Raw genomic sequence first — 24440 nt, forward strand, 5'->3', positions numbered from 1 at the left:
CTACCCCTTCGCGGGTACGCCGTCGACGCGGGCCGCGGTGGCCGGTGCGCTGAGCCCCTCGGCGGGGAGCCCGTGCCAGCTCGTCCCCGGTGTCAGCCGCTCGCCCTTCATGACCAGGGACAGCGCCCCGAGCCGGACACCCGCGCCCACCTGCGTGTCGTAGAGCACGATCGTCCGCGGACCGATGCTTGCGCCGGGTCCGACGACCACCTTCGACATCTTCATCACCCGGTCCTCGAACAGATGGGTCTGCAACGACACGTGCATGCCGATGGCCGCGTCGTCGCCCACCTCGACGAGGTCGAACTCGGTGAGGTGCGTGGTGCCGATCCAGGTCCGCCGTCCGATACGGGCGCCGAACCGGCGGAGTACCGGCGGCAGGAACGGCGTGCCCACCAGAGCGCCCACGCCCGCCGGTACCGCGGCGGCCTCGAAGAGACCGGTGGCGAACTCCGTCCGGCGGACGAACAGGCTCCACAGGGGCTCGACCCGCGGACGGTACCTGCCCGCGACCACCCACTTGACCAGCACGCACCAGCCGATGACGACCAGCACCGAACCCGCGGTGAGGAGCGGCGACAGCAGCACGAGCACCAGGGGACCGGACCGAGCGGCGATGCCGGTCAGGACCAGCAGGTACAGGGAAGCGGCGGTGGCCACCACCGAGGCGGGCATCGTGGCCCGGAAGAACTCGATGGCGAACCGGCTCAGCACCGTCCTGCGGGCCGGCCGGAAGGTCCGCTCCTCGGGGAAGTCGCCGCTGTCCTGACGCACCGGGAGCCGCAGCGCGGGCGAGCCCAGCCAGGTGCTGTCGGCGGGCACCCGGTCCGGCGGCGGCAGCGTGCCCACACCGATGAGGGAGCCCGGCCCCAGCCGCGTTCCGGCGGGCAGCAGCGCCGCGTTGCCCACGAAGGCCCGGTCGCCCACCTCGGTGGGGGCGAACGCCACGCGGTCCCCGGCGAAGGTGGCGATGCCGACCCCCGCCATGTCGGCGACGAAGCTGCCCTCACCGAGGGTGAGCAGGTCGGGATCGATGTGCGCCGCGGTGGAGACCTCGGTGCGCCGGCCGACGCGGGCACCGAGCAGCCGCAGCCAAGGCACCGTGTAGAGCGTGGCGTAGAGGGAGTTGGTGAGGAACAGGCTCTGTTCGAGCAGCTTGTCGGAGATCCACTTGCGCACCCCCAGAGCCGAGCGCGCCGGATGGATACCGACGGGTGTCCTGGGCAGCACCGCCCGCTTGCCGACCGCGACGACCAGGCACACGGTGGCCACGAAGACGGGTCCGGACAGTGCGGCCGCGGCCAGCTGTGCCGCCGTGCCGCCGTATGCGGCGGCCCACCAGATCAGGGCGGCACTGGGCACGGCCGTCCCGGCCACCGCCGTTTCCAGCGCGGCCAGGCCGAGCACCACGGCGGTCAGCTGCCGCGGCCGCCAGCGGTCCGTCCCGTTCCCGGCGCGCAGCATCGTCTCCATGACCGGGGCCAGCCGCTCCACCGGCCGGGCCGGGGATCCCGCCCGGCGCGCCCCGGCGGGGACCGCCTCCTCCGGTCCCGCCACGGACTGTTCGCCGAGTGCGGACCCGGGGCCGAGACAGGCTCCTGGTTCGAGCACCGCGTTGGCACCGACGCAGGCCCGCTCGCCCACGGTGATCGGGGCGACCGTCACCCATCCGTCGACCACCTGCCAGGGGCGCAGCGTGCTGCCGTAGCCGATGGCGGCGTCCCGGCCGATGCTCAGCAGCCTGGGCAGGCCGACCATGCCCGTGGCGATGGTGGCACCGGGGCCGACGCGGGCGCCGAGGAGACGCAGGTAGGGGCCCATCAGCGGGGACCCGCTGAGCACCCGCACCGGACTGAGGCCGAGCAGCAGGACGTCCAGCGCCCACAGCCGCAGGTAGGTCGCCCCCCACAGCGGATACCGGCCGGGCCGGATGCCCGCCGTCAGCGGCCGTGCGAGCAGGAGCGGGACGAGCCAGCGTACGGCGACGAAACCCCCCGCCACGGCGATGACCAGCCCGACGATCCGCGTGCCCGACGCCGGACCGTGCCACAGCGCGTAGCAGTAGGCCACCGGTCCGGTGAGCAGCATGAGCAGGGCGTAGAACGCCGCCGCCTGGGCCAGCCCGGCGCGCGCGATCCTCGCACTCCCGTGCCGCAGTGGCTCCGGGCGCGGACGCTCCGGTGGGCCGGGGGTGTCCCGCGCGGAGCGCAGCCGGGCCGCGAAGGTGCGCACGGTCGGGTTCTCGTACAGGTCGCGCAGGGTGGAAGCCGCTCCGGCGCCCCGGTCCCGCAGCAGCGACACGGCGCGCGCGGCGAGCAGCGAGTGACCGCCCAGGTCGGTGAAGAAGTCGGCCTCGGCGGACAGCTCCCCGGGGGCCAGGCCGAGCGCCTGGGCCCAGGCGTCGCGCACCCTGGTCTCCCACTCCCCGCTGACCGGCACCACCTGCCGGGTGCCGATGAGCCGCCGGCCGGCCGGCGCGGGAAGTCTCGCGCGGTCCACCTTGCCGCTCGGCATGACGGGCAGCCGGTCGAGGAAGTCCACTGTCGAGGGCACCATGTAGGCGGGCAGCGACCGGCGCAGACGCTCGTGCAGCCGGGCGACGAGGCCGTCGCCCGAGGCCGCGTCGCCCTCGGCGGGCACCACGTAGGCGGCGAGGACGCGGTCGCCGTCCTGTCCGTCGCGCGGAGCGACGAGCGCGGTCGCGGCCTGGACGACCGCGGGGTCTTCGAGCAGTACGTTGTCGATCTCGTCCAGTGAGACCCGGTAGCCGCGGATCTTCACCTCGGCGTCGGCCCGGCCGAGGTACTCGATCTCCCCGCCGTCGGTCATCCGGCCGAGGTCGCCGGTGCGGTACAGCCGGCCCGAGCCGGGCGCCAGGGGGTGCTCGACGAAGCGGTCGGCCGTCAGATCGGGCCGGCCCGCGTAGCCACGCGCGAGGCCGGGACCGCCCAGGCAGATCTCACCGACGGTGCCGTCCGGCACGGGCCGCAGCCGCTCGTCCAGCAGGACGGCCGAGTACGTCGGCAGTGGCCGGCCGATGGTGACCGGACGCCCCGGCAGGAGTTCCTGCCATGTGGCGGTGACGGTGGTCTCGGTCGGCCCGTAGGTGTTGAGGATGCGCCGCCCCGGCCTGCTCCACCGCTCGACCAGCGAGGCGGGGCACGCCTCACCGCCGACGACGAGGCTGCGGATCCGCGGCAGGTCGCGCGGGATCGTCGCCAGCAGCGTGGGGACGCAGTACAAGGCGGTGACGGCGTGCTCCTCCAGGAAATCGGCGAGATCGGCACCGAGCCTGCCCGGCCCGCCCGGTCCGGCTACGAGGGTCGCGCCGGCCGCCCAGGTGGGCCAGATCTCCTCGATGGAGAAGTCGAACGAGATGGTCATGCCCTGGTACACCCGGTCCTGCGGCCGGACGCCGTAGACCGGTGCCACGACCCGCAGGAAGTTGCAGATGCTCGACCGGGCGATCTCCACGCCCTTGGGTCTGCCGCTGGACCCCGAGGTGTACATCACGTAGGCCAGCGGATCCTCCGCGCCGCCGAGTCCTCCGGGAGGCCGTACGCCTGCGAACCGGGCGAAATCCTCGGCGCACGCGTCGACGCGGATCGCCGGGCACCGCCCGCGCGGCCCGGCCCAGGCGGCACCCTGCGCGAGGGCGGACGTGGTCAGCACCACGGTGGCGCCCGAGTCGCCCAGGATGAACGCCACCCGGTCGGGTGGCGCCGCCGGATCGATCGGCACGAACGCCGCGCCCGTCTTGCAGACGCCCAGCAGGCACACGTACATGTCCACGGACCGGGGCAGCAGCAACGCGACCCGGCTGAGCGGGCCGATGCCCGCGCCGCGGAGGTGGTGGGCGACCTGGTTGGCCCGGGCGTCCAGTTCGGCGTAGGTCAGCCGGTGCGATCCGCATTCGAGGGCGAGTGCCGAGGGCGTACGGTCGCAGGCGTCCTCGAAGAACCGGCTCAGCCGGTCGGCGGTGCCCGGAGCCTCGGTGACGGTGCGGCTCGGATCCGGTACGACGGGCAGGGCAGCGGTGTGGGAGACCATGGGCTCCGCCTCTTCGGTAGGGAAAGGCCCGTACAGCTCCTGTCTCCTCCAGCCTGGATGCCGTCCGCTGAGAAGAAGCTGAGAGCCGGCCCGCCCGTGGGGGACGGGCGCCGGGGCGATGCCGCCGCCTGTTGCGGGCGGCCCGCTGTGCCCGGCCGCCCGCAACGGCCACGCGCGGAACCCTTGGCTGCCGTCGTTCAGGTCGTCCCGGGCCCAGAGGGGTGTTCGCCGGCCGCCGGCGGGGCTGGGCTCGCCGAGCCAGGTGACCGACGTACCGTCGATCCGGAAACGGGCGTCGGCGGACAGCGCCGACTCCCGCCGGCCGTACGCCGTCCGTGCCGACGCGGACGACGGCGCGCCGCTGTCGTCAACGACGCACCACCGATGAGTGTTTGGGTGCGGATCCGGGACGTGTGTAGCCGCCGGGCCGCCGGCCCCTCACGGAACTGGCGCCCGGCCCGTCGGTCCTCACCTGTTCACAATCCCTCAGCGGAGACCTGGCGCGCCCGTCCGCCACCTCCCCGGGCAGTACACCTAGAGCGTCGGTTCGAGCGAGGCACGGGGATGGAGGAGCATACGGGACGTCTGGTCCACCAGGTCGCGCACCACGGAGAGGTAGGCTCTCGTGCCGCCGAGCGCGTCCAGGACGCGGCGGGCCCGGCCGCGGAACTGGTCGATGTCCCTCTGGTACCGGTGCAGGACCTCGGGTGCCAGCAGGATACGGGCGAGGTCCGCACGGGCGGGTGCGGAGTCCTGCGCGGCGCGGTGCAGGGCCCTGAGGTGCTCCGCGGAACCGGGAGCCTCTTCGTCGAGCGCGCAGGCGAGCAAGTAGGTCGCCGTGCCGTTCAGGATGTCTTCATTGCGCCCGGACAGAATGTCTTCCTGATCGTTCAGAAGCTGCCACAGTACGCCGAACAGCTCACCGAACTCCCGCCACAGCGCCACGCGTGACGCCGCGGCGTTCGCCCACTGCGCGGCCATGGTGGTGATCATGCCGAAGGGCGCGCCGGACTTGCGCAGGTACGCCACCGCCACCGCGTCACGTGTGGTGCCGGCCGTCGCCCCGAGCAGGTCCCTGAGCTGACCCTCCGTCGCATTGACCCAGCACCTCACGATCTCGTCCCGCAGCGCGTCCCGTACCGGCTCCGGGACGCGCCCCGACTGAACGACGAGGAGGGGCAAGGGGACTCCGGCGATGACCGTGGCGAGGAGCACATCACCTCGGCGCAGGTCGCCCGCCGTGTCGGTGCCCGGCGAATCGGCCAGGTCGTCCAGGCAACAGGCCGAAGTCCACCAGAGTTCATGGACGATGGCCAGCGGGAGCGCCGGTTCGAGCATGCCCGTCTCGACGGCGTGGACGATCAACGGCAGGACCGACAAGGGGTATTTGAAGGTACGGTTCTCCAGGAGCCTGGCGACGGCCGCGCGGACCGAGGGCGCCGACGGCCCCAGCAGTCCGAGCGCGGCTTCTCTCTCCGCTTCGATCTCCGCGGCCATTCGCCGGTACACATCCACGTACGACATTGCGGTCATGCGAACCCCCATGATGGAATGCGTCGAAACAATTCGATCACACTTTTTGAATCGTTCGTATGGGGGAAACGAGCCCGCGCGGACCTCAGGCTGACGCGGCGGCCCTGGCCGGGCAGGGCTGGCCCGTCCGCAGATTCTCGGTGGCTCCGGTGATGACGGAGTCGAGTCTGTTCCGGGTACTGACCAGTTCGGCGACCTGGTCATCGATACGGTCCCGCTCCGCTGCCAGCCGGTCGAGCAGTTCCGGCGTGGCATCGCCGTCGACGACGCACGGCAGCAGGCTGACGATCACTCTGCTCGACAGACCGGCGGTGTACAGCTGCTGGATCAGCCGTACGCGTTCCACCGCGCTGTCCGGATAGTGCCGTTGGCCGCTGGGGCTGCGTTCCGGGGAGAGCAGGCCCTGTTCCTCGTAATAGCGCAAGGCCCGAACGCTGACGCCGGTCCTGTCGGCGAGCTCACCTATACGCATCAGGCACCTCACTGAAGAAAACAGGCCCGTCGGATTACTTGCCTCTCACATCAACATGAGGTTTCAGCTTAACCCGCGAGCACCTGAGCACAGCCAGGGGTCCCGCTCCGGCAAGAGAGAGGTGTTCGGCATGACCGCAGCGGATACGGCGCCGACCGACCAGATCGATCTTGGTCGGTCGGCGCCACTGTCCGGTGGTGCTGCTGCTGGGGGTCGGCGATACCCGCCGGGTTTCTCGGGCCGCCCGAACTGGCGGCCTTGGGCTCAAGCGGACGGCGTGACCGGGTACCGCCGGCCGAGCCACTGCTCGGCGTCCCATGCCTGGAACCGCTCTACCTCGGCGAACCCAAGCTTTGCCGCGAGGCGCATCGAGCCGACGTTGGCGGTCTGGGTGGTGAGCACCACCGGTTCGCCGGGAAGGACGCCGTCGAACCAGTCGAGTGCCGCCGCGCACGCCTCGGCGGCGTACCCGAATCCCCACGCTCGCGGCAGAAACAGGTAGCCGAGATCGGCCTTCCCCGCGGCAGCCGGGCGACGGTGCCCCGTCGCTCGCCTGAGCAGGATCTGACCGATCATCGCCCCGTCGAGATCGACGACGAAACTCCCGGGCCACCGCTCGGGCACCCCGGGCAGCTCGCGCTCAAGCTCGTCACGCGGCCGGGGGCCGCCGAGGTAGGTGTGCACCTCTGGTGACGCCAGCAGTTCGATGAACGCCGCACGGTCCCGGGCCTCGGGCTCACGGAGCACAAGTCTCTCGGTCTTGATCGGCTCAGGCGGCCAGGCGATGGGCCCCAGGTCTGACATGCGCGCAGGCTAACAGCCCGAGAGGCACCGGCAAGAGTTTTCCTCCCGACTCGACTGCCGCCCGACCGGCGCGGCGCGCCAGGCAGTGGCCGAGCTGCCCACCACCGTCGGTCGCCGCCTCCGACGGCTGCCGGTCCGCCGTCTCCACGGCGGCGACCGCTTGGCGAACGTGAGCCCGATCGATCGTCACCCCGGCCGTGCGCGATCTCCACCACGAGCGCCCGGAGGCGGCGGTGCGAACTCTGCACCTGGAGTGGAACGAGCCGCGGGCGGCCCTGCTCGATCACCGGGCGGACGCGGCCTTCCGCAGCTCCGCCCAGGACTGCCGCACCGATCCCGGCCCCACCGGCCCGGCGGGCACCTGAGGCCGACGACGGCCGTCACCTCGCTCTGAGTGCGGCGCCCGGTTCAGTCGCCCCGGCGCTGGCGCCGGATCCGGTCGGCCACGTCGTTCCGTTCGGTTTCCCACCAAGGCCGTACGCGGTCCGCCGCGGCAGCGGACGGGCTGTCGGGGCCGGCGGGCGGCGCGGGGGCGTGGACGAGTTCGGCGTCCAGGCGGCGGTCGAGCACTGCCGCCTGTGCCCGTTCGGCGCGTGCCCATTGGGCGAGGATGGCCAGGAGGAAGGGCAGCGCCACCAGTTCGGCGATGCTCACCATCACTCCGCCGCCGGTCTGCTGGTCGTGTGGGACGTCCGTGTCCCAGGGCGGTGCATGGTGCAGATACCAGGCGCCCGCGATCAATGTGCCGTGCGTCATGACCACGATGCCCGGCACGGCGTCGACCAGGCCGTCCAGGAACACCAGGGCCGCCCGGACGGGATGGGTGCACCAGGACGGCAGCGTCTGCTCCCGGGTGAGGACCGGTACGACGAACAGGCAGCCCGCCGCCAGCAGGTTCAGGTACATCAGCTCGTGCAGCCAGCTCAGGCGCAGCGCGGTGGCGAAGTACGGTGTGAAATAGACCGTGAGTTCCGTGGTGAGTACGAGGACCGTGCTGACCAGGGGGAACGTCAGGATGCGCACCACCTTGCCGGTCATCGCGCGCCGGACACGCACCGCGGTGGTCCGTGGCAGGGCCTCCACGGCGAGCCGCAGGGGATCACCGAGGGCCAGGCCGAGGGGCGCGAGCAGATCGAGCAGGATGTTCTGCACGGCGGCCGGCCAGAACAGGACCCGGTCGTACACGGCCAGCCCCGACATCGTCGCCACTACCAGTGTGCCGAGCCCGAGCACGGCGAAAGCGGCGAGACGGGCGGCGGGCCACGACCTGCCGCGCCGGTGCAGCCGCAGCACTCCCCAGCCGTATGCCGCGCCCAGGGCGCCGCACAGCAGCAGCGCGGGGACGTCGAGCTGCCAGGAGGACAGCAGACGCCCCACGGTGGGTTCCGGAAGGGACGCGGCCGCCAGGTGGGTCACGGTGCCGGCAACCATGCGGATGATCGTCCTCCTTCGCTTATCGGGGGAGCCGGGACGGTTCCCCGGAGGGACGGTAGCCGCCGGGCTCGCGGCACTGGGCGGCGGGGGCACCGATGCCGGGGTCTCCGCGGGAGGGAAAGCGTCGCCGGACACAGGACATGAGAGGAGGGTCCCGGGCCGGTCAGGCGGTCTGCCGCCCGTCGGGCGTCGCGGCCGAGGGGTGGCCGCCGTACTTGAAGCGATGAGGCCGATGAGGCCGATGAGGCCGATGGGGCGCAACGCCGCGGCGCGCACGCGCTGCGAGCTGTCAGGGTGGGCCGGTCCTGTCCAGGCGGTCCGGCACCAGCTGTGCCCGCCCGGGAAGAGGCGCCACGGGGGGCACGTCTAGGAAGGGGACCGCTTGGCGCGGTAGAGGCCCCGGCCGGTCCGCCGGATGCGCGACGCGCCGGCGAGCCGGTCGAGGGTGCTGCGGACCCCGTTGATGCTGCCGCTGTCCGCGTCACGTCCCAGAGCCGCCGCGACATCGCGGGCCCGCACGTCGGCATCGCCGACCGAAGCGAAGTACGTCATGATCTGCTCGGTGAGCTGGCCGTAGGTCCGCTGACCGTCCGTGTCGGTACCGGCCGCGGGGTGCCGCACCGCGGCCCTGCCGGGCTCGGACTGCCGGGCCGGAGCCGTGGACGACGTCGGCGTGGCGGCGGGTCCCGGGGAAGCAACGTGCGCCTTCGTCGCGACCGGCACCGCACGCTCGGCACGTTCCACCGCGGCGGTACCCGCGGCCTGCCGCGCCGCGGCTGCCTTGCCGCCGGGAGCGCGCAGTACGGTCTCAAGGGCGCCGAGTGTTCGTTGCACCGAGCCGAGATGGGCCACGACGGCGGCCAGTTCCCTCTCCAGCGACTGCTTCTGGATCTGCAGGCGTTCCAGCTCCGCCTGCAGGCTCTCGGCGGTGACCTCGATGTCATGTGCCGGCTGGGTTTCAGAGACCATGTGTTCCTCTCATCCTCAACCCTTCTTCCCGCGGCCGGCTCACCTTCGTACGTCAGACCCGGACGCGGGAACGGGTATCCCCGGGCATCATATGCAGTGGTCTCTTCGACTCCTGATGATGGGAACGACGAGGAAACAACGTACGTCGACAGCTCTTGGATAGCTGCCACTGTGTGTGAGTGACGCAATGGAAGGAAACACATGATCGCCGCTCATCCGATCGCGGTGCACAGGCGTCCGTTCAGTCCTACGATCCACGGTGCTTCCCTCGATCCTGGGCTTCGACGCAGGTGGACGCGGTGGCACGCAGGCGGCGCAGCGTCTCGATGCCTGCCACGATGCGTTCGTCGACGGTGTCGACTGCCTCTCGAAGCATGCGCAGGCGGGCCTCCAGCAGCGCGGCCTCGGTCGAGCCCGCCCAGCCGGACGGCTACTCGAAGTCGCAGCCCGGGTTGGCGGCGTCGCGGGAGAAGGGAGCGCCGTGCGGCAGGACGTACAGGACCTCCAGGACGACATCGGTGCTGCCGCGGTTCACGCCGATGTGTATGTGGTCGGCGCCGGAGGGCTCCCGCAGGGAATCGCCCTGCGGGTACACACCGTCCGACGCGCACGTCGAGTCGAAGTGACTGAGGGTCCCCTGTCTGACGTAGGCGTACAGGGTGCCGTCGTGGAAGTGCCAGCCGGTCGCCTGGCCCGGCGGGACGGTGACCTCCCGCAGGATGTAGTCGGTCCCGCCGACCGTGGACTGGGCGATGACCTTGCCCCTCACGCCGGGTCCGCCCGGGGTGGCGTGGGCGACTCCGGAGAGGGACAGGCCGGCGAGCAGAGCGCCGACGGTCCCCATGCGCGACAGAGCGTTCATGAGTGTTCCGTTCCGTGTGAGTACGGTGATGGTCCGGGCCGGCCCGAGCAGATCGCTGCCCGCTCCATTGATGTCACACCGTTGGCATCCGAGTGTGTGCGGGACGCCCGGGCCCTCACCCTAGGCCAACCCGCCCACAAGGTCGGCATGTTCACCATGTCATCACAGTCATGAGGATGGCGTCACCCTGTCGCTGCGACAAGCGCGATCCGGGGTAGCGATGTTCGGCGGACCGGCGGACCGGCGGACCGGCGGACCGGCGGACCGGCGGACTCGGCCGTGCGGCCGCGCCCAACGGGCCGTTGTCCCGGCCTGGTTCACCGAACGCGGAGCGTCTCCTGCCGCGTGTGCGGCTGAAGCCCCGCGTGCTCGTCCGCGCCCTCTCCGGCCTGGCCGCCTCGGCCGCTCCTACTGCTGCCGCGCGAGCCAGTCGGTGAACCGGATCTCACCGATGTGCGCACCCGGAGCCGGCAGCAGTGTGGTGTCCTTCAGCACCGCACCGAAGTACCGGGCGTCCGTGTCCGCGACCACCGTGCGGGGGTCGTTCTTGGCGGCCAGTCCCTTGCTGATGATCTGGTCCAGCCGGAACTCGTCGGGGCCCGCGACCTCCACCACGCCCCCGACCGGGTCGCCGACCGCGGTGCGGCCGACCGCCGCGGCCACGTCGTCGGAGGCCACGGGCCGGAACTTCACGGGGGCGAGGCGCACGGTGTCGCCCTCGGTGGCCTCGGCGGCGATGGCCTTCACGAACTCGAAGAACTGGGTGGCGTGGACGATGGTGCAGGGGATGCCGGACGCCTTGATCAGCTCCTCCTGGGCCTGCTTGGCGCGGAAGTACCCGCTTTCCTGGAGGCGTTCGGTGCCCACCACGGACAGGGCGACGTGGTGGGTCACACCGGCCTCGGCCTCCGCCTTCAGCAGGTTGGTCGTGGACGTGCGGAAGAACGTCATCACGGCCTCGTCCTCGAACGACGGGGAGTTGGAGACGTCGATCACGACCGACGCGCCCTTCAGGACCTCGGCCAGACCCTCGCCCGTCAGCGTGTTGACACCGGTGTTGGGGGAGGCCGCCACCGCCTCATGACCGTGCGCGTTGAGCTTGGCGACCACCTTCGAGCCGATGAGCCCGGTTCCGCCGATCACTACGACCTTCATGGCATGTTCCTCTCGGAGATTTCTTGTGGGTGCGGCAGTCGGCGCCCGCCTCGTGCGTTGAACCACTCGGCGGCACCAGGAAATGTGTCTGCACAAAGAAGGACAGGGCCGGGGTCCTGAATGTGACACGGAAGGTTCCCGAAATGAATCGGGCGGCCCGGCGCGGTGTGTTCCGCGCGGGTTCAGGAGGTCACTCGACGAGTTTTCCCTCGGTCGAGACCTCACCCGGCAAAGAGGCGATACCGTCCGGGACGGCGGGAATGCTCTCGCGGGTGACGCCAGTCGTCGGCGACCACACCAGATTGACTTGCAGAGCGGGATCCAGGGCGGGGTAGTCGCTCGGCGTACAGGCGACGTCCTCCTTGGCGTGTTTGCCGACCGCGATGCCGTCGATTCCGGCCTCGGCCAGTTCGATCGCCGCCCGCAGCCCGGCACCGCCGGTGCCGATGACCAGCACCGTGGTGGAAACCGCGCCCGCGGTGGCCTCAGCCGCCCAGCGATGCCACGTACGGGTCGAGCTTCGCCGGATTCATCACCCAGATGAGGCGTTCGATACCGCGCGCCGACACATCGACGGACAGCAGGGCCACCGGGTGTCCGTCGGACGACGAGACAAGGACGGCCGGCCTGCCGTTGGCCTCGACCCAGCGGACCTCCGACCGAGGCCAGAAACGCGGTGCGAAGGCGGCCAGGTAACGGGAGACACGTACACGCCCCACCACCGGGATCCTGGACGCTCCGCGCGTTCCGCCGCCGTCGGCGTAACTGACCACGTCCGCCGTGAGGACCTTCTCCAGCGCCGACAGATCGCCGGTCTGCGCCGCGACGAGGAACACCTCCAACAGCCGGCGGTGCGCGCCGGGGCTGACCGGCTCCCTGCGCTCCGCCGACAGGTGCTTGCGGGCGCGACTGACCAGCTGACGGGCGTTGGCTTCGCTCGTCTCCACGATGTCCGCGATCCGCTGGTACGGGTAGTCGAATGCCTCGCGCAGCACGTAGGCCGCTCGCTCGACGGGGTTCAACTTTTCCAGCAGGAAGAGAACCGCCAGGTCGAGGGCCTCTGCCCGTTCCGCGCCCAACTGCGGATCCGCGCTGGTGTCGACCGGCTCGGGAAGCCACGGCCCGACGTACGACTCACGGCGCATCTTCGCGGACTGGGCGAAGTTGATCGCCAGGCGGGCGGTGATCGTGGCCAGGAACGCGGACGGCTCGTGGACGGAGGCGCGATCGGCGTTCTGCCACCGCAGCCACGCATCCTGGACGATGTCCTCCGCCTCCACCGCGCTGCCGAGCACCCGGTACGCGATGCCGAACAGCAGGGGACGCGCCGCCATGAAATCCCTCGTGGCCCGGTCGAGGGAGTCCGCGTCGTCCCCAGCGCGCATGCATGTCCTCCCGTCCCGCAGCACCATGCTAGACGCCGTCGCAGCAGGACGCGCGCCGTCATGGCCGGAGACTGGAACGCACGGCCCGGGGCCATGCGGGCACAGCCGTACGGAGAGCCCCCCGCGTCCCACGCGGGCACTGTGTGCGGGCGCTTCACGACTGCGGCGTGTGACGCGCCACGACGCCGCCACGCGCCGCTCGGCCGACGAGCCCGTTGGTGTCCGCCTGACGGCGACCCTGAGAGCAGTAATTCACTGCGACCACGACAGTGCTGCTCGAACCGATGTTGTGACACGGACCGACACGCCACCGATGTCCCCTGCGGATCACGACCGCGTCCGACGGGTGCCCGTCAGACCGGGTCACGCCCCCACCCCGGCCCAGCACATGTTTCGCGAGGAGCCGATGCTGCCACTCATGTCACAGATGCGCGGCGCGTTCGGTCATCAGTGGGAGACCGCCATGGCGACCGGGTGTGCCAACACCCGCCCGGGCAGACGGTGTGCCGGACCCATGGCGTGGTGGACCAGGTGGACCAACGGAGGTGCAACGCGATGTCGGAGAAGGACTCGGTGAACGGGACCGGAGAGCAGCCTCGCTCGGAGGCTTGGAAGACGGCGGTCAAGGTGCTGCAGGACGCCGCACCGCTCACCATCCCCGAGGGTGCCTCGGCGATGACCATTCACGTGGAGTGGGAGCCCGGTGACCCGGGGACCCCGCCGCACCGGCACTCGGGGCCGGCGTTCGGGTACGTCGTCGAGGGCGCGGTCCGGTTCGAGCTCGAAGGTGAGCCCGAGCGTGTGGTCGAGGCCGGTGGGACGTTCTGGGAGCCGGGCGGTGACGTGATCCACTACCAGGACGGCAACGCCCGTTCCGACGCGCGGACCCGGTTCGTCGTGACCATGATGTGTGCGCCGGGCAAGCCGATGCTGGAACTGGTCGACGAGGAGGAGCTGGCACGGCGCGCGCATCTGCGTGCCCCGCGGCCCGTCGGCTGATTTGCGCTCGACCCGCACGGACCGGCCCGCGGGACTCCGGCGCCCGATGGGAGGGCCGGTCGGGGCATGAGTCCCACTGATGCCGTGCACGGCATGCTCACAGCGCTGTTCGTGGCCGTGGCCGTCCATGCGCTGTGGCATGCGGACCTGCCCGGGAAACACGGATGGCGCAGCCGGATCGACCATGTCCTGCACACCCTCACATACCTCGACCGCCGGCCTCCCGTGACGCTGTCACATCATCTTCGACGGCACGCATCGCAATCCTCGGCAGCCTCCGTGAGCACCTTCAACGGGCGATCGGGCCGGAACACGCGACACTGCCGCCCTACCGCGGGCGGTCCCACCGAACTACGTCAGGAAGAACTACGTCAGGAAGAACTACGTCAGGAAGAACTACGTCAGGAACAGGAGCGGAAGTCGGTTTCCGCCGGTCAACGGCTGAACAGTTCGAAGGCCACGGCCGGCTTTCCGTCGAACCGCGCACTGTCTGTGGTGGCGGTCTCGCCAAGGAAGCGGCGTACGTAGGTCTCGGGATCCTCGTCGGTCAGCGCCTCGATGTACGCGTGATGCCGGAGCAGTGACTGCACCGCCCGTTCGAAACCGCGTTCCGCGCCCACCGCGTGGGTGGGGTCCGGGGAATGGGCGACGGCGACCCACCGCACGCCGTCCCAGGGCGGCAGGTCCTGGTCGGTCAGTTCCGGAAAGATCCAGCGGTTCCCGGCGTCCGCCACCGCGTCGAGGGTGGCACGCCCGACGGCCACGTGGTCCGGGGTGTTCCAGGTCCCCGGGCCCCAGGTCTCCCGGTGGTTCAGGGTGATCACCAACTCGGGCCGGTGGCGGCGGATCGCTGCCGCGATGTCGCGGCGCAGCGGGACATCGTATTCGACGACGCCGTCGCGGTGGTCGAGGAATTCCACCGAGGAGACCCCGACGGCGGCGGCACTGGCGCGCTGCTCGCGCTCCCGCACCGGCTTCGGCCGGTGCCAGAGTGTCCATGCCCGCTTCGCCGCGAGTGGCGAGGACGTAGGCGATCTCACGGCCGTCCTCGGTCCAGGACGCGATGGCGGCAGAGCATCCGTATTCGAGATCGTCAGGGTGCGCCACCACGGCAAGGGCACGCTGCCAGTCGGCCGGCATCGACCGCAGTCGAGTGAGATCCGAATCCATCGGAACACCTGCTTTCACGGATTGTTCCCGAGGTGATGCGCGAGCCTCGGTGCAAGGGGAGGTTCCGTCAGCCAGCCGTGGGTTCGCCGGTGAAGCCGATGACCGGCCGTGGCGGTCCCGCGCTGCGTCACGAATCCCAGCACCGCCCCGAGCCCGGTGACCGCCGCGCACAGGGGCATCGCCTGGTCGTACGAGGCGTCGAAGGACGTGCCGGAGTGGTGGGTGTCCGGACCCGTGTCGCCGGGCAACGGCAGCGCCGCCATGGCGATCAGCCCGGAGGGCCGGACGGCCGCGTTGTCGATGCCGCCGGCGAGTCCGGCGTGCGCACGGTCCACGGACGACAGCGGTGGCGTGGTCGACGGCCTAACCATGAGGACTATTTCAACCCCTGTACGACGAGGGCGGGGGAGACGTGCGCAAGATTCGACGCGCCGGTGCCGACACGGAGCATCATGAGCCGCACGGACGCAGAGGGTGATCAGGTTGACGGAGTGAACGGCCGGGAGGCGAAGATGCCCAGCGGCATCATCGGATCAGGGCGACACGGACCGTGACCCGGACCGCGGCACGGACCGCCGAGGTCCGAGGGCCGGGTCCCGGCCGAAGCAGCGAGCGCGGTCAGACGAGTTCGAGCCCTCCGTCCACCGTCAGGACCTGACCGGTGATGTGCCGGCCCAGGGGATCGGCGATGTACAGGATCCAGCGCGCGACGTCCTCCGGGTCGCCGAGACGGCCGGTCGGGATGCGGCCACGTTCATGGTCGAGCATCTCGTCGATGGTGTCCTGCGAGAGACCGGCAGCGGCAAGGACGTCCGTCTTGGTGGGACCGGGGGCGATCGCGTTCACCCGTACGCCTTCGGACGCCAGCTCAAGTGCCCAGCTCCGTGTCAGCTGTTCCAGGGCGCCCTTGGTGGCCGCGTAGTGGGCTCCCCCCGGCAGCGGGCGGTGGCCGTACGTGCTCGATACGTTGACGATGGAACCCGATGAGTCCCGCAAGTACGGCAGCGCGGCATGGGCGAGCAGGCTCGGAGCCGTCACATTGAGGTCGAACAGGTCGGCGATCACCGACCGATCGGTCTCCGCCAAAGGCATCACGGCTGTGGTGCCGGCGTTGTTCACGAGCAGGTCGAGTCGCCCCCACCGCTCAAGGACGGCCGCCACGACGACGTCCGCGGCCCCCTCCGCACGGATGTCGAGCGGCAGGATCACGATGTGGGGGTGGGCCCGAGCCGTCTCCTCCAGAGCTTCCCTGCGGCGTCCCACGCCGAGGACGTGAGCCCCTGCCTCGGCCAGGGCGGTCGCCGTGGCACGGCCGATACCCGACCCGGCTCCGGTGACGATGGCTACCCGGTCCCTGAAATACGGTGGGGTTGAGCTGGACATGTATTCCCCTTGCACGAAGTTCTGCGGCCTGGGCGACTCCAGATGTCGGTCAGCCGAACCGGCCGGTACACACCACTGACCGAGTGACTCCGTGATGTGTGACAGTCCGCTCGCCGGGAACCGTCCAACGGCGGGCGGCGGGCGGCGGGCGGCGGGCGGCGGGCGGCGGGCGGCGGGCGGCGGGCGGCGGGCGGCGGGCGCCGCAGCCGGGGTCCTGTGGTGCCGCGGAGCTTGGGGCACGGAGCGGACCTGGCAGGTGGTGCACCGGATTGCGCGTACGGGGCGCCGCTGGTGGATGTCACAAGACCTGCGCCTGTCCGGTCTAGGTGACAAACCGAAAGAGGCCGGAAGAGCCGGGAGGGGCCGGGAGGGCCGGAAGGGAACGTGGACACTGTGCCCGAGAGCCTGTGCTGAGGGACGTCGCTGTCCGGCAGGAGAGCCCGGTACGCGGCATGGAGCCGGGCACCGGGCCACGCCGACCGGCGCCCGGCGGCATACGCGGGCGGTACGGCGCCCGTCTTGCTCGGGCCCGAGCCCGGCGGGCGAGGCCCCGCCTGGAGCGTGTGCTCCGCGCCGTGCTGGTCGTGAGGTGAGGTGCCGTGCGAGAGGGAGGACGCCGCATGGATCGTGCCGATGACGCGGTGCCGATCGCGGAACTGCTGGACGAGCGGCGTCAACTGCTGGATGTCGCCCACTGGATGCTGGGCAGTGGCAGTGGCAGTGGCAGCGCGGCAGAGAACGTCGTGGACGAGACCTACCGGCGGTGGTACGCACTCTCCGAACCGGCGCGGGCACGGATCACCTCACCGCGTTTCTGGCTGGCGCAGGTCACCGGCAGCATCTGCCTGGCCCGGCTGACCCTGCCCGGCCACGACGGCACCCGCGCGGGCGGGGGACGCACCGGTGACTCGGAGGCGGAGCGGCCCAGGACGCTGGAGGAGGAGATCAGCGCAACCCTTCGCGGCGTGCTGGACTCCCTGTCCCCGGCCGAACGGGCCGTGTTCGTGCTCAACGACGTGTTCAGGAGGCCGCGCACGGCCGCCGACATCGTGCGGCAGCCGGGACCGGAATGTTCCGAGCCGGCCGACCACTCCCGCAGCGGTCCCGGTGTCCGGCGCACGTGGCCCATGCCGCCACAGCACAACGACACGGTCGCCCACACCGTACGTCATGCCTGCACGTCGCAGGACGAGGCACTTCTGCTGTCCGTCCTCGCACCCGATGTCACGGCCTTCTTCGACGGCGGTGGCAAGATCCGGGTCGTGGTCGAGCCGGTGCACGGCGACACCCGGGTCGCCCGGTATCTGCTCACCCTGCTGCCCGGGCACCCGCGCACCGGCCTGCACACCCAGTCCGTCAACGGCCGCACCGGCCTTGTCGTGCGCTACGACCACCAGGTCGCCGCGGTGATCGGCCTCGACATCGCAGGCCGTCACGTCATCCGGATCTGGGCCATCCTCAATCCCGACAAACTCCGTACGTGGAACGGCGTCAGCCCCACGCGATCTTCCGGACGATGACGGGAGTGAGCCGGAGGAACTCCGCGATCTCGGCATGGGCGTAGTCGAACGCCTCCCGCAGGACGTATGCGGCCCGCTCCGTGGGGGCCAGCCGCTCCAGCAGGAGGAGCAGGGCGAATACCGCTGCGGGTGTACGCGGTGAAATCGGTGGGAAATCACGGGTGCTACGGGGAGACGAGCCGGATCCCCACGCCCGCGGAGGGGGAGTTCAAGGAGATCACCAGTAGGCATCGACGGCGGCACGTCCCGCTCCCGACGTGCGCGGGGGGAGCGGGACGCCGTCCGGTATGCGCGGACAAGTGACTCCGGAGGGCCTGGTCAGCCATTCAAGGACGCCGCGTACGGCAGCAGTTTCGACGGGTTCATCATCCACATGATCCGGTCGATCCCCTCGGCGGACGCGTCGATGCACAGCAGCGCCACCGCGTCCTCGCCGACGGAGACGAGGGCGGACGGCCGTCCGTTGGCCTCGACCCACCGGATGTCCGCCTGGGGCCAGAACCGGGGCGCGAAGGCCGCGAGGTACTTGGTGACCCGGAGGCGTCCGACGACCGGGATCTTCGACGCACCGCGTACCCCGCCCCCGTCGGAGTAGCTGACGACGTCCGCGGCGAGAAGGTTCTCCAGCACCGTCAGATCGCCCGTCTGCGCCGCCGCGAGGAACACCTCCAGCAGCCGCCGGTGCTCGGCCGGACTGACCTGTTTCCTGCGTTCGGCCGCCAGGTGTCTACGTGCGCGGCTCACCAACTGGCGGCTGTTGGCCGCACTGGTCTCCAGGATGTCCGCGATCCGGCTGTAGGGGTAGTCGAACGCCTCTCGCAGGACGTAGGCCGCGCGTTCCACCGGGTTCAGCTTCTCCATGAGGAAGAGGACCGCCAGCTCGACAGCCTCCGCCCGTTCCGCTCCGACGTGGGGGTCCCGACTGGTGTCGACGGGTTCGGGTAGCCACGGACCGACGTACGATTCGCGCCGCACCCTCGCGGACTGGGCGAGGTTGATGGCCAGACGCGCGGTGACCGTGGTGAGGAAGGCCGCCGGTTCCACGACGTTCGTGCGGTCTGCTTTGTGCCACCGCAACCATGTCTCCTGAACGATGTCCTCGGCCTCCGCCGAACTGCCGAGAACCCGGTAGGCGATGCCGAAAAGCTGGGGACGTGCCGCCAGGAACTCCTTCGTCGCCTGGTCAAGGGCGTCAGTGTCGTCATTCCCAGTGTGCATCGTCGTCCCTTCAGGCTCCGGGACCACCATGCTACAAGCTGCCACATGGTGCGCTTGTGGCGGTGTTTGGGCACAGTGCGCAAAACACTGTGATCACACAGTGCCGTGCGGGTGTGGGTGTGGGTCCGGCCGACACGCTGTTGCTTTTCACTCCGGGGGCACCTCGTGAGGAGTACTTCGAGAACCTGATCCGGGTATGACATGTCGACGTCCTCTGGGTGTGTGTCAGTCGGTCGGGTGGGTGTGTGCCGGGCGGTCGGCGATGCCCCGACGGGGCAACGGCTTCGGCGGCCGCTGCCCCGATCGGCCGACGGCGTCAGTGACGTGCCGGCACCGACCAGGAGGTGGGGAAGGCCGGCGGCCCGGTCAGCCGAACTGGCCGGGCTGGTAGTCGCCCGCGGGCTGCTGGTTGATGACGTTGATACGGTTGTAGGCGTTGATGACGCCGATGAGCGAGATCAGGGCGGTGAGCTGTTCCTCGTCGAAGTACTTGGCCGCGTCGGCCCATGCCTCGTCGCTGACTCCGCCGGCCGCGTCGGCGATGCGGGTGCCCTGCTCCGCCAGTTCGAGGGCGGCACGCTCGGCCTCGGTGAAGACCTTGGCCTCCCGCCAGGCGGCCACCAGGTTGAGACGCTGCTGGGTCTCCCCGGCGTGCGCGGCGTCCTTGCTGTGCATGTCGGTGCAGAAGCCGCAGCCGTTGATCTGGCTCGCGCGGAGCTTCACCAGTTCCTGGATCGCGGTCGGCAACGTCGAGTCCGTGAGCACCTTGCTGGCCGAGTTGATGTGCTTGAGTACCTTCGCCCCGAGCGGGCTGCCGAAGTAGTTGAGACGCGATTCCACGGTGATCTCCTTGTCGTACGGGTTCTGCGGATCTGTAGCTGCACCTGACTGACCGAGTGGCCCGCCGATGTGTGACAGGAAACCGCGGCCACATGCGTCCGGGCCGAGACGGTCGGCACAAGCTCCACCGCTCCGCGCTGGCGAGGGGCGCGGAGTGGGAACCGGCGACGGCGGACATGAGCACACCCCGGATCGGTCGCCGACCGGCGTTGTCACAGAGCAGAGAGCCGTCCGGTCTATTCCGCAAAAGGCGCGAACAGGCCATGTCTCCTCACGTGCTGCCCGCAGCCATTCGCGCATCGGCTGATTCCCGCACCGCCCGACCCACCTGAGGACGAGCTCGATGACCAGCACTGACGACGTGACGCCCGGAAACCAGCTGGAACCGCCCGACCCGCCTGACATGCCTGACACACCTGACACGATCGACTCGGCGATCGCGTTGCTCGACGAGCAGGGGACGGTGACCGGCTGGACACAGGCCGCTGAGCGGCTCGCCGGATACAGCGCGAGCGAGGTGGTGGGCCGGTCCGCCGCGCTGATACTGCCCTCCTTCGGGGACGCGCCGACGACATCGGCGTACGTCGAACGCTGCCGCGCCCAGAACGGCTGGTCGGGCACCACGGCGCTGCGCCACCGGGACGGCCGTACGGTCGACACCGGCCTGCGCGTCTCCAGGGTGCGCGGGCGGCAGGGAACCGCCCGCTGGCTGGTGTCCGTGACCGGCACGCTCTCCGGGCAGGCGGTGAACGCAGCGGCGGGTGCGCCGCTGCTGGCCCGGGCCCAGATCGGCATCGTCGTGCGTGACCTGAACCTGCGGTGCACCTGGGTGAACGACACGATGGAGAGCCACGACGGCATCCGCGCCGACCGGCGCCTCGGACGCCGGTTCTCCGAGGCGCTGCCGGGCGCCAAGGCCGAAGCCCTTGAGGCGGTGATGCGTCAGGTGCTGCACAGCGGTACCACCCGGGTGCACGAGTACCGGTCGTGGCTCGCGACGGGCCTGCGCCGGGAACACACCTTCTCGGCCTCGTTCTTCTGCCTCCAGGGTGCCGACGGCGAGCCACTGGGCGTGTGCGCCATCAGCATCGACATCACCGAGGGCCGGCGCGCCCGCGAGTGCCTGGCCGTCCTCGGCCAGGCCGGTTCGCGCCTCGGCAGCAGCCTCGACGTGATGCAGACCAGCCAGGAACTGGCCGACCTCGCCGTGCCGTTGGTCGCCGACTATGTAGCGGTCGACCTGGAGCAGTCGGTCCCGTTCGGCGACGGGCCGCCGGTCCGCATCGGCCCGACGCGGGAGCGTCCACCCGTCTTCCGCCGGGCGGGTCTGGCCTCCGTCCAGCCGGGCGTTCCCGAATCCCCGTGGCTGCGCGGTGAGCAGGTCCCGGTGCCGCCCGACTCACCCCTCACCGACGTCATGCGCACCGGACGTTCCTACCTGGAGCCGATCATGGACACCGCCGAGGGCACCTGGGTCGCCCAGGACCCGGCCAGGGCCCGGAAGATCCACGAGCACGGCATGCACTCGATGATGATCGTCCCCATCCGTACCCGGCGCGCCCTGCTCGGCGTGGCCCTGTTCGTCCGCACCGAGGATCCGGCGCCGTTCCAGGAGGGCGATCTGCTCCTGGCCGAGGAACTCGTCAGCCGCGCCGCGCTGTCCCTGGACCACGCCCGCCAGTACGCCCGTGAGCACACCGCGGCCCTCGCGCTCCAACGCAACCTGCTCCCGCGGCGCCTGCGGGGCGGCTCGGCGGTCGAGGTGGCCTCCCGCTATCTGCCCGCCGACGTGGACAACGGCGTCGGAGGCGACTGGTTCGACGTGATCCCGCTGTCCGGCGCGCGGGTGGCCCTGGTCGTCGGCGATGTGGTCGGTCACGGCCTCCATGCCGCGGCGACCATGGGCCGGCTGCGCACCGCCGTGCGCACACTCGCCGACCTGGAGCTGTCGCCCGACGAACTGCTGGCACATCTGGACGACACGGTGCAGCGGCTCGCCGAGGAGGACGCCGACGCTCCGGACCAGATCCCCGCCGTCGTGGGCGCGACCTGCCTGTACGCGGTCTACGACCCGGTCACCCGGAAGTGCACCATGGCACGGGCCGGGCACCCGCCACCCGCGATCATCGATCCGGAGGGCCAGGTCACCTTCCCGGACCTGCCGACCGGAACGCCCCTCGGACTCGGCATGGGGATCCCGTTCGAGGCGGTGGAACTCGAACTGCCCGAGGGAAGCCTTCTCGCCCTGTACACCGATGGCCTGATAGAAACCCGCGACCACGACATCGACGTGGGAATGCACCGTCTGGGCAACGCCCTGGCCCGGCCCGCTCGCTCCCTGGAAGACCTCTGCACCCGGGCGATGGAGTCGTTCCTCCCGGGCCGGCCCCCGTCCGACGACGTCACCCTCCTGCTCGTCCGGACCCGCTCGCTCAGCCCCGCCCAGGTGGCGTCCTGGACCCTGCCCAACGACCGGACCGCGGTCCGTCGCGCCCGGCGCATGGCAGCGGGGCAGTTGAGCGCCTGGGGCCTGGAAGACCTTGCGGACACCACGAAACTGATCATCAGCGAACTGGTCACCAACGCCGTCCGGTACAGCACCGGCCCCATCGTCCTGCGTCTGATCCAGCACCAGGTCCTGACCTGCGAAGTGTCCGACACCGATTTCTGCTCCCCCCGTCCCCGCCGCGTCCGCAGGACCGATGAGGACGGGCGGGGCCTCTTCCTGGTCGCCCAGCTGGCCCGCAGGTGGGGTGCCCGTTCCGTCTCGGGCGGCAAGGTCGTCTGGGCGGAGGAGGACCTTGCCGCCATGCGGCTGTCATGACGGGCGACCGTCGTGCCGCCCGCGCGCGGGGAGCCACCGGACGCAGGTTTCCACCCCCGTCCGGAAGGCCGCGGCTACGCGGCGGATCAGCGGGTGATCGCCTTGGTCTCAAGAAACTCCTCGATGCCGGCACGACCCATCTCCCGGCCGTTGCCGGACTGCTTGTAACCGCCGAACGGTGCCTGGAAGTTGTGCTGTCCGCCATTGACGTCGACCTGCCCGACGCGCAGCCGCCGGGCGATCGCCATGGCGTGCTCCTCGTCACCGGTGACGGCAGCGTTGAGGCCGTAGACGGTGCCGTTGGCGATCTCGACGGCGTGGTCGTCGTCGGCATAGGGGATCACGACCAGGACGGGCCCGAAGATCTCCTCCTGGGCGATGACGGACTCCGGGTCGACGTCGGAGAAGATCGTGGGCCTGACGTAGGCACCCGTCTCCAGACCCGCGGGCCGACCGGGGCCGCCGACCACCAGGGTGGCGCCGTCGGCGATGCCGCGTCGGATGTAGCCGTCCACGCGCCGGCGCTGGCTCTCCGAGGCGAGGGGGCCGATCCGTGTGGACTCGTCGGCCGGGTCGCCGACCGGGTACCGGCCGGCGGCGGCCCGCAGCTTCGCCACGACTCGGGCCTGGAGGCCCTGGGGGACGAGCATGCGGGTGTAGGCACCGCATGCCTGCCCGCCGTTGGCCCAGGCGTAGGCCAGCCCCCGCTCGACGGCGAAGTCGAGGTCAGCATCGGGCAGGACGATGTGGGCCGCCTTGCCGCCCAGTTCGAGGGCGACGCGCTTGACGGTGTCCGAAGCGGCCGCGGACACGCGCTTGCCCGCGGTGGTGGACCCGGTGAAGGAGACCATGTCGATCTTCGGGTGCCGGGTGATGGCCTCACCGACGACCGCGCCCGTGCCCTGCACGACGTTGAGCACACCGTCCGGGAGACCTGCGTCGGTGGCGATCTCCGCGAACATCCGGGCGCTCAGGGGCGAGATCTCCGACGGTTTGAGGACCACCGTGGAACCGGCCAGGAGCGCCGGTACGACCTTCGTCACCACCTGCTGGAGGGGGAAGTTCCACGGGGTGATGGCACCGACCACGCCGATCGGCTCGTGGAGGATCAGCGAGTTCTCGATCTCCTCCGTCCACTCGAACCGCTCCGCCGCCGTGATCGCGGCGAGGGTCGACGCCACGGGGAAGGCAGCCTGGGCCTGGCGGGAGAAGGCGATCGGGGCGCCCATCTCCAGCGTGATCGTGGCCGCGAGCGCCTCGGAGTGCTTCCGCATCCCCTCGGCCAGCCGCCGGATCACCGTGACGCGGTCCTCGGGCGAGGTCGCCGACCAGCCGGGGAAGGCGGCGAACGCCGCGTCCACCGCGCTGTCGACGTCCTCGGTCGTGCCTTCGTGCACGGAGGCGATCACGGACTCGTCGGCAGGGTTCAGGACGTCGGTCAGCGGCCCGGAGCCGCGCACGGCACGGCCGTTGATCCAGTGGGACGGAGCGGGAAAGGGGACTTCGCGCAGTTCGTTCATGCCCGCAAGGCAACACCGGCCGTCCGGCGGCATCCATGCTCGCTCGTGCCCATGATCCGGGTCACTCGGCCGCCGCGCTCACCGGCCGGTCACCCAGCGCGTCGCGTCACGGTATTTCCGGCGGCTTCGGACCGCGGACTCCCAGCGTTGTACCGGTACCGGTACCGGAGCTTGAGCGGGAGGCGGTCGGGCAACCGGGCAGGCCGGGATCGCAGGGGCCGGCGCCTCCGCGGTCACGCTCTCGTACACTCCGGCTCATGCACGGGGTCCGTGACGGACACCACAGCCCGCGGGGAATCCAC

At 70.9% G+C, this 24440-nt stretch carries 20 protein-coding genes and 2 pseudogenes; 4 read left to right on the plus strand and 18 right to left on the minus strand.

The window, feature by feature from the left end; genetic code table 11:
* From ACFY2B_RS27845 to ACFY2B_RS27860, 4 genes are all read right to left on the minus strand, one after another.
* Positions 1 to 4050, minus strand: a complete 4050-nt coding sequence (locus ACFY2B_RS27845) for a Pls/PosA family non-ribosomal peptide synthetase (RefSeq protein ID WP_390765806.1) — start codon at positions 4048 to 4050, stop codon at positions 1 to 3.
* Between the two features lie 534 nt (positions 4051 to 4584).
* Positions 4585 to 5583, minus strand: coding sequence for a hypothetical protein (locus ACFY2B_RS27850; RefSeq protein ID WP_390765807.1), 999 nt, complete (start codon positions 5581 to 5583; stop codon positions 4585 to 4587).
* An 85-nt stretch (positions 5584 to 5668) separates the two neighbouring features.
* A complete protein-coding gene (locus tag ACFY2B_RS27855; protein WP_390765808.1) occupies positions 5669 to 6055 on the minus strand; it encodes a MerR family transcriptional regulator in 387 nt (128 codons plus the stop codon).
* Positions 6056 to 6319: 264 nt separating this feature from the next.
* A complete protein-coding gene (locus tag ACFY2B_RS27860) occupies positions 6320 to 6859 on the minus strand; it encodes a GNAT family N-acetyltransferase (protein WP_390765809.1) in 540 nt (179 codons plus the stop codon).
* 233 nt (positions 6860 to 7092) lie between these two features.
* Between ACFY2B_RS27860 and ACFY2B_RS27865 the strand changes: the two genes are divergently transcribed.
* The gene (locus ACFY2B_RS27865; RefSeq protein WP_390765810.1) at positions 7093 to 7224 is read left to right on the plus strand and encodes a hypothetical protein; all 132 of its coding nucleotides are present in this window, start codon (positions 7093 to 7095) and stop codon (positions 7222 to 7224) included.
* A 43-nt stretch (positions 7225 to 7267) separates the two neighbouring features.
* Here ACFY2B_RS27865 and ACFY2B_RS27870 read toward each other — a convergent pair whose 3' ends face one another.
* From ACFY2B_RS27870 to ACFY2B_RS27900, 7 genes and pseudogenes are all read right to left on the minus strand, one after another.
* Positions 7268 to 8290 (minus strand): cytochrome c oxidase assembly protein, encoded by a 1023-nt coding sequence (locus ACFY2B_RS27870; RefSeq protein ID WP_390765811.1) that lies wholly within the window; start codon positions 8288 to 8290, stop codon positions 7268 to 7270.
* Positions 8291 to 8659: 369 nt separating this feature from the next.
* Positions 8660 to 9262, minus strand: coding sequence for a hypothetical protein (locus ACFY2B_RS27875; RefSeq protein ID WP_390765812.1), 603 nt, complete (start codon positions 9260 to 9262; stop codon positions 8660 to 8662).
* A 247-nt stretch (positions 9263 to 9509) separates the two neighbouring features.
* A complete protein-coding gene (locus ACFY2B_RS27880) occupies positions 9510 to 9638 on the minus strand; it encodes a hypothetical protein (protein ID WP_390765813.1) in 129 nt (42 codons plus the stop codon).
* A gap of 54 nt (positions 9639 to 9692) precedes the next feature.
* Entirely contained in the window at positions 9693 to 10124 is a 432-nt protein-coding gene (locus ACFY2B_RS27885) for a cupin domain-containing protein (protein WP_390765814.1), read from the minus strand.
* 408 nt (positions 10125 to 10532) lie between these two features.
* Positions 10533 to 11279, minus strand: coding sequence for an SDR family oxidoreductase (locus tag ACFY2B_RS27890; protein WP_390765815.1), 747 nt, complete (start codon positions 11277 to 11279; stop codon positions 10533 to 10535).
* Positions 11280 to 11634: 355 nt separating this feature from the next.
* Positions 11635 to 11736: pseudogene (locus ACFY2B_RS27895) on the minus strand (FAD-binding protein); the annotation flags it as partial.
* Positions 11737 to 11764: 28 nt separating this feature from the next.
* Positions 11765 to 12664, minus strand: a complete 900-nt coding sequence (locus ACFY2B_RS27900) for an RNA polymerase sigma-70 factor (RefSeq protein ID WP_390765816.1) — start codon at positions 12662 to 12664, stop codon at positions 11765 to 11767.
* A 555-nt stretch (positions 12665 to 13219) separates the two neighbouring features.
* Between ACFY2B_RS27900 and ACFY2B_RS27905 the strand changes: the two genes are divergently transcribed.
* On the plus strand, positions 13220 to 13663 hold the full coding sequence (locus ACFY2B_RS27905; RefSeq protein ID WP_390765817.1) for a cupin domain-containing protein: 444 nt from the start codon (positions 13220 to 13222) through the stop codon (positions 13661 to 13663).
* Positions 13664 to 14097: 434 nt separating this feature from the next.
* Here ACFY2B_RS27905 and ACFY2B_RS27910 read toward each other — a convergent pair.
* The 3 genes and pseudogenes from ACFY2B_RS27910 to ACFY2B_RS27920 form a co-directional block, all read right to left on the minus strand.
* Positions 14098 to 14833 (minus strand): annotated as a pseudogene (locus ACFY2B_RS27910) (PIG-L deacetylase family protein).
* Between the two features lie 14 nt (positions 14834 to 14847).
* Entirely contained in the window at positions 14848 to 15204 is a 357-nt protein-coding gene (locus ACFY2B_RS27915) for a hypothetical protein (RefSeq protein ID WP_390765818.1), read from the minus strand.
* 247 nt (positions 15205 to 15451) lie between these two features.
* Positions 15452 to 16216: an SDR family NAD(P)-dependent oxidoreductase gene (locus ACFY2B_RS27920; protein WP_390765819.1), complete on the minus strand. Its 765-nt coding sequence runs from the start codon at positions 16214 to 16216 to the stop codon at positions 15452 to 15454.
* 620 nt (positions 16217 to 16836) lie between these two features.
* Here ACFY2B_RS27920 and ACFY2B_RS27925 point away from each other — a divergent pair.
* Positions 16837 to 17736 carry an RNA polymerase subunit sigma gene (locus ACFY2B_RS27925; protein ID WP_390765820.1) on the plus strand — a complete coding sequence of 300 codons (900 nt, stop codon included), beginning with the start codon at positions 16837 to 16839 and terminating at the stop codon, positions 17734 to 17736.
* Here the strand turns inward: ACFY2B_RS27925 and ACFY2B_RS27930 are convergent.
* The 3 genes from ACFY2B_RS27930 to ACFY2B_RS27940 all read right to left on the minus strand — a co-directional run bounded on the left by ACFY2B_RS27930 (position 17708) and on the right by ACFY2B_RS27940 (position 19794).
* On the minus strand, positions 17708 to 17881 hold the full coding sequence (locus tag ACFY2B_RS27930; RefSeq protein WP_390765935.1) for a sigma factor-like helix-turn-helix DNA-binding protein: 174 nt from the start codon (positions 17879 to 17881) through the stop codon (positions 17708 to 17710). The two genes, ACFY2B_RS27925 and ACFY2B_RS27930, sit on opposite strands and share 29 nt — an antisense overlap.
* Before the next feature lie 173 nt (positions 17882 to 18054).
* Positions 18055 to 18954, minus strand: a complete 900-nt coding sequence (locus tag ACFY2B_RS27935; RefSeq protein ID WP_390765821.1) for an RNA polymerase sigma-70 factor — start codon at positions 18952 to 18954, stop codon at positions 18055 to 18057.
* 366 nt (positions 18955 to 19320) lie between these two features.
* On the minus strand, positions 19321 to 19794 hold the full coding sequence (locus ACFY2B_RS27940; protein WP_390765822.1) for a carboxymuconolactone decarboxylase family protein: 474 nt from the start codon (positions 19792 to 19794) through the stop codon (positions 19321 to 19323).
* Between the two features lie 343 nt (positions 19795 to 20137).
* On the opposite strand from ACFY2B_RS27940, the gene ACFY2B_RS27945 reads away from it, so the two are divergent.
* Positions 20138 to 22618, plus strand: coding sequence for a SpoIIE family protein phosphatase (locus ACFY2B_RS27945; RefSeq protein WP_390765823.1), 2481 nt, complete (start codon positions 20138 to 20140; stop codon positions 22616 to 22618).
* 86 nt (positions 22619 to 22704) lie between these two features.
* Here ACFY2B_RS27945 and ACFY2B_RS27950 read toward each other — a convergent pair whose 3' ends face one another.
* Positions 22705 to 24138 carry an aldehyde dehydrogenase family protein gene (locus tag ACFY2B_RS27950; protein ID WP_390765824.1) on the minus strand — a complete coding sequence of 478 codons (1434 nt, stop codon included), beginning with the start codon at positions 24136 to 24138 and terminating at the stop codon, positions 22705 to 22707.
* Between the last annotated feature and the right edge of the window lie 302 nt (positions 24139 to 24440).

The sequence above is a fragment of the Streptomyces sp. NPDC001270 genome, from assembly GCF_042896695.1.
Lineage (GTDB): Bacteria > Actinomycetota > Actinomycetes > Streptomycetales > Streptomycetaceae > Streptomyces.

Coding starts and splice junctions, on each gene's coding strand:
- ACFY2B_RS27850 (WP_390765807.1), bottom strand. CDS start 5,583: ATGACCGCAATGTCGTACGTGGATGTGTACCGGCGAATGGCCGCGGAG.
- ACFY2B_RS27855 (WP_390765808.1), bottom strand. CDS start 6,055: ATGCGTATAGGTGAGCTCGCCGACAGGACCGGCGTCAGCGTTCGGGCC.
- ACFY2B_RS27880 (WP_390765813.1), bottom strand. CDS start 9,638: ATGCTTCGAGAGGCAGTCGACACCGTCGACGAACGCATCGTGGCAGGC.
- ACFY2B_RS27915 (WP_390765818.1), bottom strand. CDS start 15,204: ATGGTTAGGCCGTCGACCACGCCACCGCTGTCGTCCGTGGACCGTGCG.
- ACFY2B_RS27905 (WP_390765817.1), top strand. CDS start 13,220: ATGTCGGAGAAGGACTCGGTGAACGGGACCGGAGAGCAGCCTCGCTCG.
- ACFY2B_RS27845 (WP_390765806.1), bottom strand. CDS start 4,050: ATGGTCTCCCACACCGCTGCCCTGCCCGTCGTACCGGATCCGAGCCGC.
- ACFY2B_RS27925 (WP_390765820.1), top strand. CDS start 16,837: ATGGATCGTGCCGATGACGCGGTGCCGATCGCGGAACTGCTGGACGAG.
- ACFY2B_RS27885 (WP_390765814.1), bottom strand. CDS start 10,124: ATGAACGCTCTGTCGCGCATGGGGACCGTCGGCGCTCTGCTCGCCGGC.
- ACFY2B_RS27950 (WP_390765824.1), bottom strand. CDS start 24,138: ATGAACGAACTGCGCGAAGTCCCCTTTCCCGCTCCGTCCCACTGGATC.
- ACFY2B_RS27900 (WP_390765816.1), bottom strand. CDS start 12,664: ATGCGCGCTGGGGACGACGCGGACTCCCTCGACCGGGCCACGAGGGAT.
- ACFY2B_RS27860 (WP_390765809.1), bottom strand. CDS start 6,859: ATGTCAGACCTGGGGCCCATCGCCTGGCCGCCTGAGCCGATCAAGACC.
- ACFY2B_RS27945 (WP_390765823.1), top strand. CDS start 20,138: ATGACCAGCACTGACGACGTGACGCCCGGAAACCAGCTGGAACCGCCC.
- ACFY2B_RS27870 (WP_390765811.1), bottom strand. CDS start 8,290: ATGGTTGCCGGCACCGTGACCCACCTGGCGGCCGCGTCCCTTCCGGAA.
- ACFY2B_RS27890 (WP_390765815.1), bottom strand. CDS start 11,279: ATGAAGGTCGTAGTGATCGGCGGAACCGGGCTCATCGGCTCGAAGGTG.
- ACFY2B_RS27875 (WP_390765812.1), bottom strand. CDS start 9,262: ATGGTCTCTGAAACCCAGCCGGCACATGACATCGAGGTCACCGCCGAG.
- ACFY2B_RS27935 (WP_390765821.1), bottom strand. CDS start 18,954: ATGCACACTGGGAATGACGACACTGACGCCCTTGACCAGGCGACGAAG.
- ACFY2B_RS27920 (WP_390765819.1), bottom strand. CDS start 16,216: ATGTCCAGCTCAACCCCACCGTATTTCAGGGACCGGGTAGCCATCGTC.